Origin of the sequence: Bdellovibrio bacteriovorus (assembly GCF_025558485.1) — a bacterium.
Taxonomy (GTDB): domain Bacteria; phylum Bdellovibrionota; class Bdellovibrionia; order Bdellovibrionales; family Bdellovibrionaceae; genus Bdellovibrio; species Bdellovibrio bacteriovorus_G.
Window position 1 is genome coordinate 547,860 of sequence record NZ_CP102930.1, and the last position, 14,735, is coordinate 562,594.

The following is a 14,735-nucleotide window of genomic DNA, read 5'->3' on the forward strand; positions in this document are numbered from 1 at the left end:
GTGCAACTTGCAGAACAGCACAGTATTGCATAGGAGTAAGTAAGGAGAGGGGCCTTATGAACTCGGTCATTCTAACAGTGTTAATTCTGTTGTTTGTGTCCAATGCCACTGCGGATGTGATCATCCTGCGCTCGGACTACTGGTGCCCTTACGTCTGCAATCTGGATTCTCCAACACCCGGCTACATGGTTGAAATTGCCAAGGCCGTCTTTGAACCTCAAGGACATCAGGTCCAAATTACCATGACCAACTGGGCTCGCTCCGTCAAAGATGCACGGGCCAATAAAGCTCAGGGTATTATCGGCGCCTGCGTGGCTGACGCCCCTGACTTTATTTATCCGAAAAATTCTTTAGGTTTGATGAAGAATGCCTTCTTTGTCGCAAAAGGCTCGAAGTGGGAATACACGGGCCGTGGTTCTTTGCAGGGGAAACGCATTGGCGTGATCAATGGCTATGCCTATGGAGGTGGGGTTGATCCGCTGATTCGCCAGCGTCACCGCACCTTCATTCCGTTTTCAGGGGATCGCCCTTTGGAACAAATGATCCGCATGCTGGAAGCCGGACGCTTGGATGGGTTTATTGAAAACCCCCTGGTGCTTCAATACACCACCTATGCCGGCAGCCTGAAAACAGACAGCTTTAAAACCGCAGGCTGGGTGGAAGAGGAAGCCGTGGAGCTGTTTATTTCCTTTTCCCCAAATCATCCCAAATCAGGAACCTACGCAGAAATTCTTAGCAAGGGTGTGGAAGAGCTTCGCCGCAATGGGGAATTGCAACGCATTTTGAACAAATACAATCTTTATGACTGGAAAGAGTCGCCACAAAAATATCTGTCATTGGAGTCTGCGGAAAAAAATGATTCTGAAAAGAATCCGTCCAAACCCAAGGCCTCGCACAAGCTGCTGACCTTGTATCCGGAGGCCTGAACGGCAAGCTCACTTAAGAGCCTGCCACCACCTTCGCCCCGGTTTGTTCCAGAGCCGCTTTGATTCTTTCAGCATGATCAATGCTGGAGGTTTCCAGAACGAAGTCGATTCGTGTTTCACGCAGGGAAAGCCCCTTGGAAACACGGTCATGACGCACTTCCAGAATGTTGGCCTTTTGCGAGGCAATTGCCTGAGTCAAACGGCTTAGATTTCCCGGCAGGTCATCCACGATCACCGAAAGTTCACACAGACGTCCGCGCAGGATCTGCCCGCGATCAATGATCTTGGAAACGATATTCAAATCAATGTTACCACCACTGATAATCACACAGGTCTTTTTACCCAGATTCAGATTGCGGGACATCGCAGCCGCCATCGCCGCTGCTCCGGAACCTTCAGCCACAGTTTTCGCGCGTTCCATCAGGAACACAATGGCTTCGGCAATTTCGTCATCACTGACCGTCACCACTTCGTCCACATACTTGGAAATGAAATTATCCAGCATCACCTGCGACGGGTTTTTAATCGCGATACCATCGGCAATCGTTGCCGCTCTTTTGGCCTGGGACAGAGGTTGCTTGTTAAACAAGTGCGCCATTCCCGGCGAGCGGTCACTTTGCACACCGATCACACGCACCTTGGGATTGATGGACTTAACTGCCAGAGAAATACCACTGATCAAACCGCCACCACCGATAGGCACGATGATGGAATCCAGATCCGGAACCTTTTCCAGAATCTCAATTCCAATAGTCCCCTGCCCGGCAATCACATAAGGGTCCTGATAGGGATGCACAAAGGTAAAGCCGTGTTCTTTTTCCAGCTTTTGTGCGTGTTCAAAGGCTTCATCATAGATCTCGCCCTTCAACACCACATTCGCGCCGTAATCACGGGTCGCAGAAGCTTTACTGATAGAGGCATTTTCCGGCATCACGATGGTGGATTTGACTCCGGCCAGTTTGGCTGACAGAGCCACCCCCTGAGCGTGATTTCCGGCAGAGCTTGCCACCACGCCACGGGCTTTTTCTTCCGCCGTCAGATTGGAGATCTTGTTATAGGCGCCACGGAACTTGAAGCTTCCGGTGCGCTGAGTGTTTTCAAATTTAAAATAGACTTCGCTCTTTAGAAGATTGCTGGCACTGATAGAGTGGCTCATCTCGGTGGGGCAAATGATGTCTTTAATTAACTCTCGGGCTTTCTGGATGTCTGCAAAGCTGACTTTCATTTTGAATCAGGGCTCCCAATACACAGTTAACCCCAATATCGGCGGATACTCCTTATGGGGAAGGACAGACGATGAATCCTGACCTCCACTGATACTGGAGTAAAAATTCGATTCGGTCATGCCCATGGCCCTACTCTCGTCGAAAAAGTAAAAGGGTGCAAGGTGCTTTCCGCAGCACTCACAGGCTGTCACCAGCTCGGCTTCTGCCGAATTGACGGTACCGCAGATATGACACAAGCGAAAATGAGTTCGGGTTGCCATAGGGACTCCTTCCTGAAGCCATCCTTATCTTAGGCCTCACCAGGAACCCCAGCAAGACGCGGTCTCAATTTAAGTTATTGATATCAGGAAGCTAGCTGGCTAATGACTTTTCGCGTTATGCGCATTTTGAGTCCCCCAACAAGCTTCCCGAAAAGATCTCGTGCAATCGCCTCGAAGCGAGACCGCAGGTTCTTGCGCACCAGCCCGAAGAGAGATAGGTTATTTGGAATGCTGAAAGGGCCTTTATGGAAACGACATTGGTAAAATCACTATTTAGAGAAACCGAAAAGTACCTGGACAAAGAAATTCACATGTCCGGATGGGTTCGCAAAATTCGCGATCAGAAAAATTTCGGCTTCATTGAATTGAATGACGGAACCTTCTTCAAAGGGGTTCAAGTGGTCTTCGATACCAATCTTTCCAATTTCGACGACGTGGCAAAACTGTCCATCTCCAGCTCTGTGCTGGTGACCGGTAAAGTTGTGAAATCCCAGGGCGCTGGCCAAAGCTTTGAAGTGATGGCATCCAAAATCGAAATCGTGCAAAAAGCCGATCTGGAATACCCTCTGCAAAACAAACGTCACAGCATGGAATTCCTGCGTGAGATCGCCCATCTTCGTCCGCGCACCAACACGTTCTCTGCGGTTTTCCGCGTGCGTTCTGTGCTGGCTTATGCGATTCACAAATTCTTCCATGACCAGAACTTCGTGTACGTGAACACCCCGATCATCACAGGCTCTGATGCGGAAGGTGCCGGTGAAATGTTCCGCGTGACAACTTTGAAGCTGGATAAACCACCACGCAAAGAAGACGGCAGCATTGATGCCAGCCAGGACTTCTTCGGCAAAGAAACCAACCTGACTGTTTCCGGCCAATTAAACGGTGAAACTTTCTGTGCGGCTTTCCGTAACATCTACACATTCGGTCCGACCTTCCGTGCGGAAAACTCCAACACCTCCCGCCATGCGGCGGAATTCTGGATGATCGAACCTGAAATTGCCTTTGCGGATCTGACAGCCAACATGGAGCTGGCTGAAGACATGATCAAGTACATCATCCGCTACGTGATGGAACAATGTCCGGAAGAGATGGAATTCTTCAATCAGTTCGTAGAAAAAGGTCTGTTCGACAAACTGAACAACGTTCTGAACAACCAATTTGCGCGGGTGACTTACACTGAAGCCATCGAGATCCTGCAAAAATCCGGTAAGAAGTTCGAATACCCTGTGCAGTGGGGTATCGACATGCAATCCGAACACGAACGCTTCCTGGCTGAAGAACACTTCAAAAAGCCGGTGTTTGTGACAGATTATCCAAAAGACATCAAAGCGTTCTATATGAAGATGAATGCGGACGACAAAACAGTTCGTGCGATGGATTTGCTGGCTCCGGGTATTGGTGAGATCATTGGTGGTTCTCAGCGTGAGGACAATCTGGAAAAGCTGGAAGCACGTATGAGACAGGTGGGCCTGCATCCGGAAGAATATTCTTTCTATACGGATCTGCGCCGCTATGGCAGCTTCCCGCATGCGGGTTACGGTCTGGGCTTTGAGCGCATGATGATGTATATCACCGGCATGGGGAATATCCGTGACGTGATTCCATTCCCAAGAACACCGAAGAATGCTTTGTTCTAGAAAATCAAAAGGAGGCGCAAGCCTCCTTTTTTCTTTGTTCTTCTGCCGCTCTTTGCTGCGTTCCAAGATTCATCCCCACTGAACACCGTGTTCATCTTCTTTACGAATTTGCGACCCCTGACAACAAACATCTCTCCAACTGCAAGGTGGAGTTTCCAGCGCAGGTACAGAAATTGAAGTCATTTCTGAAAGCTTCGTTCACTGCCAGAAATTGATCTCAGATTGAGACAGCGTGAAAACACCGCGAAGTCAGCAGGACCTTCGACTTGTTTAAAGATGATCTGCTTCATCTTTTAAACAGAAGTCCGAAGAGCCTATTAGGAGTATTAATTTGGGTTTATTGAATCGCGTCCTTCGCATCTTTGTCGCACTGACTCTGTTGGGAAGCTCAGCACTGGCTGACATTCCTCAGGAGCTTCAGGACGTGGTTTTCTCCGGAGACCTGAATGGCCGCTCTTCTGTGGATTTCCGATCCAACGCCCGCAATATTAAATCTCTTGTACCCAAAGACTCTGAAGCCACCATCCTTGAAACCCGTCAGTTGAAACGCACCGGTTCTTACGGTCTGAAAGTGCGTTTGACCAAAGTGGGTGACAGCAAAGGCACAAATTCCGCCAAAGTGGGCGACGAAGTCTGGGTTTATTTCTCGCAAAAAGATCCATGGCTTGCATTTAAAGACAAAGAAGGCTCTGAAGTTCAGGACCCCGAGGAAGCACTGACATCCCGTGCACAGCGCGATGGTGAAGGTCTTCCCGTGGAAGGAACTGTCAGCAAGCCGACCCTGCCAACGAAGGAAATCGTAAAGGCGACGCAGAAGCCCCTGCCTTCCGAAGATCCAAATCTGGCAAAAAACTCTGATCCGAAGAAAACCGAAGGCGATATCTGCGTGAACTGTTCTGTGGCGCAAACCACCGATCAGGCTCAACGCAACATCCAGAATATCCGGGATGTGAAAACCGAGATCAACAAGTCCTCTGCCAGCATCCCGCGCAATGCCGCTGCTGGAAAGTGGTCTGATGATCCGATGATCATGCGCTATTCTGAAGGAAAAGAAGTAAAGAATTCCATCAGCTACGGCATAAGAAACAAACGAAAAAAATCCAGCGGTTATTGCTACCGTTATGTCAAACGTGCCCTGATGGGCGGTGACATGATCGACCGCTACCCGCCGGGTGGACATGCCCGCGATGCCGTTCGCGACCTGAAAGCCCAGGGTATGATTAATCTGATGGACAACCCGAAGTACCGTGACATGATTAAAAGTCCGGCGGATGTTCCCAAAGGGGCCGTTATCGTCTATCATAATGGTACCAAGGAATCCGGTGACGTTCAGATCAAAACTGACTGGGGCAGTAATGGCGGATTTGTCAGTGACTTCTATTCCGGCAATTCGTTCTTAAGCTCTCCGAAAGCCCGCAGATATGCCGCCCAAGGAAAGCCGTACCGAATGATTGGCGTGATGATTAAACCGTAGGAAGGAGCACAAGATGAAAAAAACCATGATGACTCTGATTCTTTGTTCTTTCTTCGCCACTCCGGCGATGGCGGCTTTTTATGATGTCCGCGAAGCCATCGAAAAGCTTCATGCTGCCAAAGTCGATGCTTTAATCACAGTGACAGAAGACACCAAACTTTCCGAAGACGAAATGAAAGCCCAGGACAAGGCTTTTGCCGCCCTGGAAGCAGCCGTGACCACCGCAGTGAAAGAATCCGGCACGGAAGAGTTGCAAGAGGAAATCATCAAGGCCACCGTGGTTCTTCTGAAAAAAGACCCCACTCAGTATGCCGGTGAAGTTGTTCTGCCTTTGTATGAAAAAAATAAAAAAAGCTTCCTGAGCAATCTCAAGAAGCTTCCTGCATCTGATGCCAAACTGGTGGAGGACGCTGTTAAGTCAGCCGCCCGCCAGATCAAATCCGGCAACGGCTGAAAGCATTCAAAAAAGCCTGCTAAACGGAAGCAATCTCACTGAAGGATTTTGCTTCCAACGAAGCTCCCCCGACAAGGAAACCGTTCACATGCGGCTGCTTAATCAAGCCTGCGGCATTATCCGGTTTTACGCTGCCACCGTACAGAATCGGTGCTGATTCAAAGCCCAAAGCTTTCAAAATGGAATAAACATCGGTGTGCGTTTCAGCCACTTGTTCCGGTGTTGCCACCTTCCCCGTTCCGATAGCCCACACAGGTTCATAAGCCACCACCAACGGTTTTGTCTTGTCGGCTTTTGCCAACCCCAGATTCAATTGTGTTTCCAAAACCCGGAAAGTTTTAGCGGATTCACGTTCTTGCAGGGTTTCACCGATGCACAACATCGGGGTCAGGCCCAAGCCTTGAACGAAAGCCACTTTGTCCGCGACCAGAGCATCCCCTTCACCGAAAAGACTGCGTCTTTCGCTGTGACCAATCAGGATATAACTGCCGCCCAGATCTTTCACCACTTGTGCTGAGTTTTCACCTGTGAAAGCCCCTTGCGCCTGGAAGTACGCGTTCTGCGCACCCCACTTGATGGAAGTGCCTTTCAAGGATTCGCTGGCAGCTTCCAAAGAAATCGCGGAAGGAAAGAATACAACTTCCCCCGTGGCCTTCCCCGCCAATTCCTTGAACTGAGCAAAGAACTCACGCGTTTCTTTGGGGGATTTAAATAGCTTCCAGTTCGCCGCAAAAATCTTTTTCATCCTAACGTACCCTTGTGCGCAAGATTTCAAGACCTGGCAGTTTGTCGCCCTGAAGATATTCAAGGGAGGCACCACCACCGGTAGAGATGTGAGTCATCTTATCTGCAAAGCCGGAAGCTTCAGCTGCCGCCGCAGAATCGCCCCCACCCACGATCTTCACGGCATCACTTTCCGCGATAGCCTGAGCCACGCCGAAAGTTCCTTTGGCAAAGGCCGGGTTTTCAAAAATACCCATAGGGCCGTTCCAGAAGATGGTGCCCGCTTCACGCAAAGCCACAGAGAAATTCTTGATGGATTTCGGACCGATGTCCACACCCAGCTCATCTTCAGCAATCGCCACATCGTTTGTCACGCGGGCATTGGCCGTGTCTGTGATGCCTTTTGTAGCCACATGATCCACTGGCAACAAAATAGTTTTGTTACGAGCTTCAATACGCTCGATCATTTCCTTGGCGTATTTTAGCTTGTCATTTTCAACCAAAGATTTTCCAACCGGCAGACCTTGAGCTTTCAGGAAGGTGTAAGCCATCGCGCCACCCACGATAAAGCCATCAACCACGTCCATCAGACGTTCGATCACAGCAATCTTGTCAGAAACCTTCGCGCCACCCATCACCGCAATGTACGGACGTTTTGGGTTTTGCAACAGGGAATCCAGCATGGTGATTTCTTTTTCGATCAGGAAACCAATGCCCTTGTCTTTCATTACGGAAGGCAAAGCGTGAATGGTTGCGTGCGCGCGGTGAGATGCTCCGAAAGCGTCATTGATGTATATGTCGCTGTAGTTCGCGATTTTTTGCGCGAACTCCACAGAGTCTTTCGTCTCCCCTTCTTCAAAACGCACGTTTTCCAGAAGGATGATCTGATTTTTCTTCAAAGACGGAAGCAGATGTTTTGGCGCATCGGAATCCGGCTCTTCCACCAGAATCACTTCCGCACCCAAAAGATCCTGAAGGCGTTTTGCCACAGGCTCCAAAGAAAATTCTTTGTCGTCTTTGGTTTTAGGACGACCCAGGTGGGAAGCCAGAACCAGCTTCGCGCCCTTTTCCATGCAATACTTGATCGTTGGCAAGGAAGCCGTGATACGGTTTTCATCCGTGATCTTGCCGCCTTCCATCGGAACGTTCAAATCCAAGCGAAGGAAAACAACTTTTCCTTCCAACTCGAAATCACGAACTGTCTTGATACCTTTTAGACCGTTAGACATGGATTACAGACCTTTCTGTTGCATATACAAAGCAACATCCACCATGCGGTTAGAGAAGCCCGTTTCATTGTCGTACCAGGAAAGAACTTTCACCATGCGAGGACCCACAACCATGGTGGAAGCCAAATCCACGATGGAAGAGTGTTTGTTGCCATTGAAATCAACGCTGACAAGCTCTTTGTCTTCAACAGCCAGAATGCCTTTCAAAGCTCCTTTGGAAGCCGCGATCAAAGCTTCGTTCACAGATTCTTTCGTCACATCTTTTTTTGCAGTGAATGTGAAATCCACCAAAGACACGTTCGGAGTCGGAACGCGTACGGAGATACCGTCAATTTTTCCTTTAAGCTCTGGCAATACCAAGCCCACGTTTTTCGCTGCGCCTGTTGTTGTCGGGATCATGCTGACCGCCGCCGCACGCGCACGACGCAAGTCCTTGTGAGGAGCATCCAGAATTTTCTGGTCATTTGTGTAAGAGTGAACCGTCATCATCGTTCCGTGCTCAACACCGAAGGTGTCATTCAGAACTTTCGCCAAAGGGGCCAGACAGTTTGTCGTGCAGGAAGCATTGGAAACCACTGTGTGCTTGGATGGATCGTAAGCTTCGTGGTTGATACCATAAACCATCGTGATGTCCGCACCTTTTTCCGCAGGGCCGGAAACCAAAACGCGTTTCGCGCCACCAGCGATGTGCTGCGTGAATTCGGCCTTGTCTTTGAAGGCGCCAGTGCATTCAAGAACCAAATCAACGCCCCATTCCTTCCAGGGAACTTCCGCAGGATTGCGAGTTTTGGAAACGTGGATTTTTTTGCCGTTCACAATAAGGTTGTGGCCTTCAGTGGAAACATCCGCCCCAAACACACCGTGAGCAGAGTCGTATTTTAGCAAGTGCGCATCACCCTCGATGCTGTCCAAAGAATTGATTCCGACGATATCGAATTTTTCAAAACCCGCGCGGAAAAGAACACGACCAATACGACCAAAACCGTTGATACCAACACGCAACTTAGACATGAGTGAGCTCCTTGTTTTAAACCCACTCAATATCAGCTTTTGAACGCTAAAAAGCCAGTCTAGACACCATTTGTCATAGACTGGCTTTTAGTGAAATTTCCTTAAAATTTCAGGCTCATAGGCCGTTTTCAGGCCTTACAAGCTTCCTAGCGACTCACAGACAGGGACGGACGGTCCTGATTGGAGATCGCGTTCACCAGAATATCTGCGTATCCGCCCATGGATTCAACACGAAGGTCGATAACCTGGATGCGTTCACGGATATTCAGATTCTCGGAAACTTCGGATTGTCCAGCGTAGATTGTGCGAGTGTTGGACAGGTAGTTGATACGCACTGGCTGATTGGAGGCTGTGTAAACCATGGCTTCATGGATTTTCACGCCTGCAGACAGAGCACGAACTTCAATACGTTCCAAAGTCACCGGATAACGAAGAGTCACGCGAACCCACTCACCACCAGTACGACGAGTCACCTGGCTGATCTGCACATTGCCTTCATAACCACGGCCATTGTGACCTGGAGGAGGTGGAGGTGTTGGACGAGTTGGTTGAGATGGATATGTCGGTCTTACCGGACCATCATTGTGACGACCGCCACCGTTGTCGCGACCACCGAAGCGGACTTCAGTTTCACGAACTTCATACCATGAACCGTCTCTGCGGGAACATGCCACACCACGAGTTTCCTCTGTACGGTCACGCATGTAGATCACGCTTGTGTATTCACGGCAATATTCGCCAGTGCGGTTGTTGTAGCCTTCACGAGTGGAAGTGAAACTGCCGCGTGCGCCTGTGCGGGAGCCATAGTTACGACCATCCCAGTCACGACGACTGCCCAAACGGTCTTCCAGAGAGCGTCTTTGCGCTTCTGCCAATGCACGACGATCAGCTTCATCCAAGTCCTTGCCGACTTTGGAACCAATCATCGTTCCAGCGATTGCACCAATGATAATCGCTGCTTTATTACCGTTCCCTTTACCGATTTGAGTACCGATACCGCCACCGATGATACCACCGATAATTCCACCAATGGTTTCCTTATCTGCGAATGCCGGGCTTGTATATTGTACAAGGGAAGCGACAATAAGTGATCCTAGAACGAGGTTCTTTTTCATAAACGTCTCCTTAAAGACTGATTAGTGAATCCGTTGAGCCTATATCCAAACTTTGTGCCAATAAAATCAGTGTCAAAAGGGGACCAAAATGATCCCCTACTCACATTAAACTATCTTCCATCCGCCGCGATTTGTTTCATTGTCGTGTAATGGTTGTAGATGACTGAGCCATACGAGTAAGAATTACGTCTTGTTTCAAAGTGTCTTACCAACTCGAAACGTTCATTGGCACTCACACGCAGAACCACCTGACGGAACTGAGCTTCAGACAACTGAGCGGCTTTTTGCACCAACAGGTTGTAAGAGTTGTAAGCCATGGTGCCGTAAGAATAAGTGCTCATCTTGCCTGCGAACAATTCCATATCCAGGTCCATTTGACGGAACTGTTTGCCGTTACGTCGGCTTTCCTGTTCATAGAAGGACGGCGCCTTTGCGAACAAGGACTGCGCCAGACGGCTGTAAGCATTGTAGGGAGTCGTACCATAGCTGTAAGTGCTCATCTTTGTCAGGAAGTCCTGACCGAATCTCAACAGATCGTCAGTTGTGCGAATCTCACATTGCAAAGCCACATCCAGGCCCTTTTCCATGGAATTAAACATCGCTGTGGAAACTTGAGAGAACGCATTGTAAGGAACAGAACCGTAAGAATATGTGCTCATCTTTCTCAGGTACAATCCGCCCAAGGTTTCCATCGAACTCAAGGAAGAGTTTTGGGCTTCACGACTTTGCGCCAAATTCACCATGCGAGAAGCGGCCTGCTGCAACTGCTGGCTGGCCATGTTGTATTCCACAGAACCGTAGGAACTGCGAGACATGCGTGCGGCCCACTCTTCCACTTCCTGTCCCATACGTTCCAGGCCGCGAGCCACATCACTGCGATTGTAACAGCCGTTGTTGCCACCATTACCGTTGCCGTGGCCCGGATAGCTTGGCTGGCTTGGAATTGGCGGAGGAAGACTGCCCACAACCAATTGAGGACGGGATTCAGAAGACAACGCGGAAACACTGATATCCGCATAGCCACCGTAAGATTCCGCACGAAGATCCATGGCCACAATACGGGAACGAACATTCAGAACCTCAGAAACGGCTCTGGAACCTGCATTGATCACATTTGTATTCTGGAATTCACGAACAGCAATGCGCTGACCATCTTCTGTATGCAGAACAGCCTCATGCAACTTCAGACGCTGAGCCAGAACTGCCACCTCAACACGCTCAAGACGAATTGCCTTGCGCAAGCTGACACGGTACCAGGCTCCACCGGAACTACGGGTCACGCCCTGAATCTCAACACGGCCTTCCTGGAGATAAGAACCCTGCCCCGGTGGCGGGGGTGGCGGCATCGGAGCCTGAGGATAGCGGCCCGGACGCCCCTGTTGCTGAGCTAAAGCAGGAACACTGACCTGCACGGTTGCTGTTGCGATCAACATTCCAAGAATTAATTTTGTTTTCATATAAATCTCCAAATTAATTTTTTAAATTAGCGAGCACGAGAAAGCTTTGTGTAATGACGTGAATACACTTTGCCGTCGTCATCATCACGCACTCCGACCAGACCATTGGCATAAACCGATTCCACGCGTCCTGCATAATAACGTCCACTGCCACCCTGACTTAGCACACGATCACCCCGGCAGAAGCCCATGCCGCACTTCACCTCTTTGGACACCGCAGACATCTTACGTGGATAGGTTTTACCGTCGTCATCATCGCGCACCTGAAGCAGACCGTTGGAATAAACGGCCACAACAGAACCGAAATAAACCTTGTCATTAAGAACGGACACCACGCGATCTTTAGCACACAGAGATTCAAGGCAGTTCACTTTGCGGTGAACAAGCTTGGATGCACGGTAATATTCCTTGCCGTCATCGGCATCGCGCATTTTCACCAAATCGCCTGTATAGACCGCTGTGACCCGCCCTGAATAGGCCTTGCCTTCCCCAATAGGGTACGCCATGACTTCTTCGCCCTCACACACACGACCGGCGTTGCAAGAAATGCGTTTATGAACATTTTCCTGATCGCGTACATAGGTTTTGCCATCATCTGCATCACGAACCAGCACCTTGCCGTTCTGATAAGCTTCAACAACGCGACCATCGTAAACTTTTCTTGTGGATGCTGAAACGGAGACCACCTGATCGCCTGCTTTAAGCCGTGTGTCCACCGGACGACTTGGCTGTGACGGCGTTACCGGCGGAGCCGACACTGGACGCTGCACCGTCAGACGCGGTACCGAATTGTTGCCAATAGCCTTCAACGCGATGGTCGCAGGCTGGGAATAAGATTCCATTCGTAATTCGATCATACGAACATCATCATTCAAATTCAGATTTTCAGAAGTTAACAGCGCACCGGCTGACAGAACATCACTATTGTTAAATTCACGGATCACAAAGCGCTGACCACGGGTCGTCGTCACTGTTGCTTCATGAATTTTTACGCGACTGGCACGCACCGTAAGTTCCAGATATCTTACCTGAGTCGGCTGCGCCAGATGGAAGCGATAGGGTTCGCCACCGGATTTACGACTGATCTGATCCAGATTGGCCACATCCGCATAATGACGATTGATATTTTCCGTCACAGGCGGTGGCGGAGTTCTAGGGCCGGACTGAACCTGAGCCTGCACTTCACTGCCACCCGGCACCGGCAAATCAGAAATAACCTGAGCATAGGCTGTTGTCTGCATCATTGTCAGTGCCAAAAGCACCGTCGCAACCACCTTACGTTCCATAACAAATCTCCCTGGCTTCAAGCCTTCCATAAACACTCCAAACTTTTGATCAACCACCGTAAAGCAAGTCGCATACCAAAATGAGTTCCACTTAATTCCGCGTTCGAAAAAAGAATTTGATCAGAAGTTTGTCAGCATGCCCCTTTTTGTCTTTTTGCAGTTTACACAACCGCAACGGGCAAAGAGACTATTCTCAAGATAGCAATTGGAGATTCATCAAGGAGCCACATTATATGAAAGCACTTCCACTGCTTGCCAGCTTCAGCTTGTCCCTTGTTTTGGGCGCAACAGCCTGCAGCCCTCGATCTTTTTCGCAGAACGGAAGCACAACTGAAGAATTATCGTTTGATATTATTGGCGGAACTCCCATTCATGAACGCACCAGCCAGGCCGCCCGCAGTGTGGTATTGCTGGATATTAAGAATCGCTTCGGTCAGTCCTTGGGGTTTTGCACGGCCACACTGATAGGGCCACAGACTATTTTATCTGCGGCTCACTGCTTTGATGAAAGTCGTGTAAAGGGCTTTGATCATTTCGATGTTCGCTTTACCAATAACTATGATATTTCCAATTCCCTGTCCCGCAAAGGGCTGAAGTTCCAACGCCATGGGACTTATAATTCCACACAGAAATATGACCATGATATTGCTGTTGCCACGTTTGAAGGCGGGATTCCCGAAGGCTATGGACCTGTGACTGTGGACGCCGACACCAAAGCAAACTATGCAGGACAAACCGTGTATGTTTATGGCTACGGACGTTCGCAGGATTATACCGGAAGACCCAATGAAAACTCCTGGGCTTCGATCGGTCAGCTTCACAAAGGTGTCATGCAAATCGAAAGCACCTACAATCGCTTTGCGGATCGTTACTGGCTGAATTCCGCCGTGCCATCATTTATATGTCAGGGTGATTCAGGCGGACCCCAGTTCTATCATGAAAACGGCGTCCTGAAAGTCATCGGTGTGAATTCTGCTATTCTGGGTAAAAAGCTTCCCAATGGTTTTAGCAGCTGCAAAGGCATCGGTCAGGCCACCAAGGTGGCGCCATTTGCGGGCTGGATTGCAAAAACCCGCATGAAGTTGCTAAATAGCGAGCTTACCACTGAATCTTCGGAAACATCTTTAGCGCATTGATTCGCGTCTGTTCGCACAGCTGCTCCAAACTGATCCCCTTCAGGTCAGCCACGAACTTCGCGGTGTGAACCACATAGGCAGGCGTGTTCTTTTTCCCGCGCATCGGAATTGGTGCCAGGAACGGTGAATCCGTTTCGACATGAATACGATCCAATGGCAGCATCCTGACGGTTTCGCGCAAGCTATCGGCATTTTTGAAAGTCACAACCCCACTAATGGAGATATTAAACCCCACATCCAAAGCCTGGCGAGCCAGCCATTCGGTTCCGGTAAAGCAGTGAATCAGTCCGTTCACCTCGCCTTTGAACTCTTTCAAAATCTCAATCGTGTCTTCTTCCGCATCACGCGTGTGAATTTCCACTGGCATCCCGGTGCGTTTGGCGATTTCAAGCTGGGCACGGAAAGCTTCTTTTTGCAGATCCCGCGGGGAATTGTCGTAATAATAATCCAGACCAATTTCACCCACGGCCACAACACACGGTTCACTGACATGTTCTTCGATAAATTTACCGGCAGCTTCAGTGTAAGTGCCACCGTCATGAGGATGCACCCCCAATGTACAATACACTTCAGGGTAGTATTTACGGGCAATTTCAAGAACAACAGGATGATCTTCCGGCTGAGTGCCAATCGTGATGATCTTCTTCACACCAACGGCCTTGGCGTTCTGAATAGCGGCCTCAACACCTTCTTCGAGCATGTTCAAATGTGCGTGAATATCAATCCATTCCATGGGGCGCAGTATATTCAACACCTCTAACAGCTGTCTAGCCTGTTTTGTCACCCCGCCTGCTTAGATCC

13 protein-coding genes are annotated in these 14,735 nt (G+C 49.5%); 5 read left to right on the forward strand and 8 right to left on the reverse strand.

Features of this window, described 5'->3' with window-relative positions; translation table 11 throughout:
- Positions 1-56: 56 nt before the first annotated feature.
- Positions 57-926 (forward strand): substrate-binding periplasmic protein, encoded by an 870-nt coding sequence (locus tag EZJ49_RS02820; RefSeq protein WP_262554147.1) that lies wholly within the window; start codon positions 57-59, stop codon positions 924-926.
- A 13-nt stretch (positions 927-939) separates the two neighbouring features.
- Here EZJ49_RS02820 and ilvA read toward each other — a convergent pair whose 3' ends face one another.
- The gene (gene ilvA, locus EZJ49_RS02825; protein WP_262554150.1) at positions 940-2,151 is read right to left on the reverse strand and encodes a threonine ammonia-lyase; all 1,212 of its coding nucleotides are present in this window, start codon (positions 2,149-2,151) and stop codon (positions 940-942) included.
- Between the two features lie 506 nt (positions 2,152-2,657).
- Here ilvA and asnS point away from each other — a divergent pair.
- The 3 genes from asnS to EZJ49_RS02840 all read left to right on the forward strand — a co-directional run bounded on the left by asnS (position 2,658) and on the right by EZJ49_RS02840 (position 5,977).
- A complete protein-coding gene (gene asnS, locus EZJ49_RS02830) occupies positions 2,658-4,049 on the forward strand; it encodes an asparagine--tRNA ligase (protein WP_262554152.1) in 1,392 nt (463 codons plus the stop codon).
- A 331-nt stretch (positions 4,050-4,380) separates the two neighbouring features.
- A complete protein-coding gene (locus tag EZJ49_RS02835; protein WP_262554154.1) occupies positions 4,381-5,523 on the forward strand; it encodes a hypothetical protein in 1,143 nt (380 codons plus the stop codon).
- A 13-nt stretch (positions 5,524-5,536) separates the two neighbouring features.
- Positions 5,537-5,977, forward strand: a complete 441-nt coding sequence (locus EZJ49_RS02840; protein ID WP_262554156.1) for a phosphoenolpyruvate carboxylase — start codon at positions 5,537-5,539, stop codon at positions 5,975-5,977.
- A gap of 19 nt (positions 5,978-5,996) precedes the next feature.
- Here the strand turns inward: EZJ49_RS02840 and tpiA are convergent, their stop codons facing one another.
- The 6 genes from tpiA to EZJ49_RS02870 all read right to left on the reverse strand — a co-directional run bounded on the left by tpiA (position 5,997) and on the right by EZJ49_RS02870 (position 12,798).
- The gene (gene tpiA / locus EZJ49_RS02845) at positions 5,997-6,722 is read right to left on the reverse strand and encodes a triose-phosphate isomerase (protein ID WP_262554157.1); all 726 of its coding nucleotides are present in this window, start codon (positions 6,720-6,722) and stop codon (positions 5,997-5,999) included.
- Position 6,723: 1 nt separating this feature from the next.
- A complete protein-coding gene (locus EZJ49_RS02850; protein ID WP_262554159.1) occupies positions 6,724-7,929 on the reverse strand; it encodes a phosphoglycerate kinase in 1,206 nt (401 codons plus the stop codon).
- A gap of 3 nt (positions 7,930-7,932) precedes the next feature.
- Positions 7,933-8,940, reverse strand: a complete 1,008-nt coding sequence (gap, locus tag EZJ49_RS02855; protein WP_262554162.1) for a type I glyceraldehyde-3-phosphate dehydrogenase — start codon at positions 8,938-8,940, stop codon at positions 7,933-7,935.
- A 146-nt stretch (positions 8,941-9,086) separates the two neighbouring features.
- Positions 9,087-10,055 carry a beta-sandwich domain-containing protein gene (locus EZJ49_RS02860; RefSeq protein ID WP_262554163.1) on the reverse strand — a complete coding sequence of 323 codons (969 nt, stop codon included), beginning with the start codon at positions 10,053-10,055 and terminating at the stop codon, positions 9,087-9,089.
- A 110-nt stretch (positions 10,056-10,165) separates the two neighbouring features.
- A complete protein-coding gene (locus EZJ49_RS02865; protein ID WP_262554164.1) occupies positions 10,166-11,512 on the reverse strand; it encodes a beta-sandwich domain-containing protein in 1,347 nt (448 codons plus the stop codon).
- A gap of 26 nt (positions 11,513-11,538) precedes the next feature.
- Entirely contained in the window at positions 11,539-12,798 is a 1,260-nt protein-coding gene (locus EZJ49_RS02870; protein ID WP_262554165.1) for a beta-sandwich domain-containing protein, read from the reverse strand.
- A 233-nt stretch (positions 12,799-13,031) separates the two neighbouring features.
- On the opposite strand from EZJ49_RS02870, the gene EZJ49_RS02875 reads away from it, so the two are divergent.
- Positions 13,032-13,934 (forward strand): S1 family peptidase, encoded by a 903-nt coding sequence (locus EZJ49_RS02875; RefSeq protein WP_262554166.1) that lies wholly within the window; start codon positions 13,032-13,034, stop codon positions 13,932-13,934.
- On the opposite strand, the gene EZJ49_RS02880 is transcribed toward EZJ49_RS02875, so the two are convergent.
- A complete protein-coding gene (locus EZJ49_RS02880) occupies positions 13,897-14,718 on the reverse strand; it encodes a TatD family hydrolase (protein ID WP_262554168.1) in 822 nt (273 codons plus the stop codon). The two genes, EZJ49_RS02875 and EZJ49_RS02880, sit on opposite strands and share 38 nt — an antisense overlap.
- Positions 14,719-14,735 lie beyond the last annotated feature (17 nt).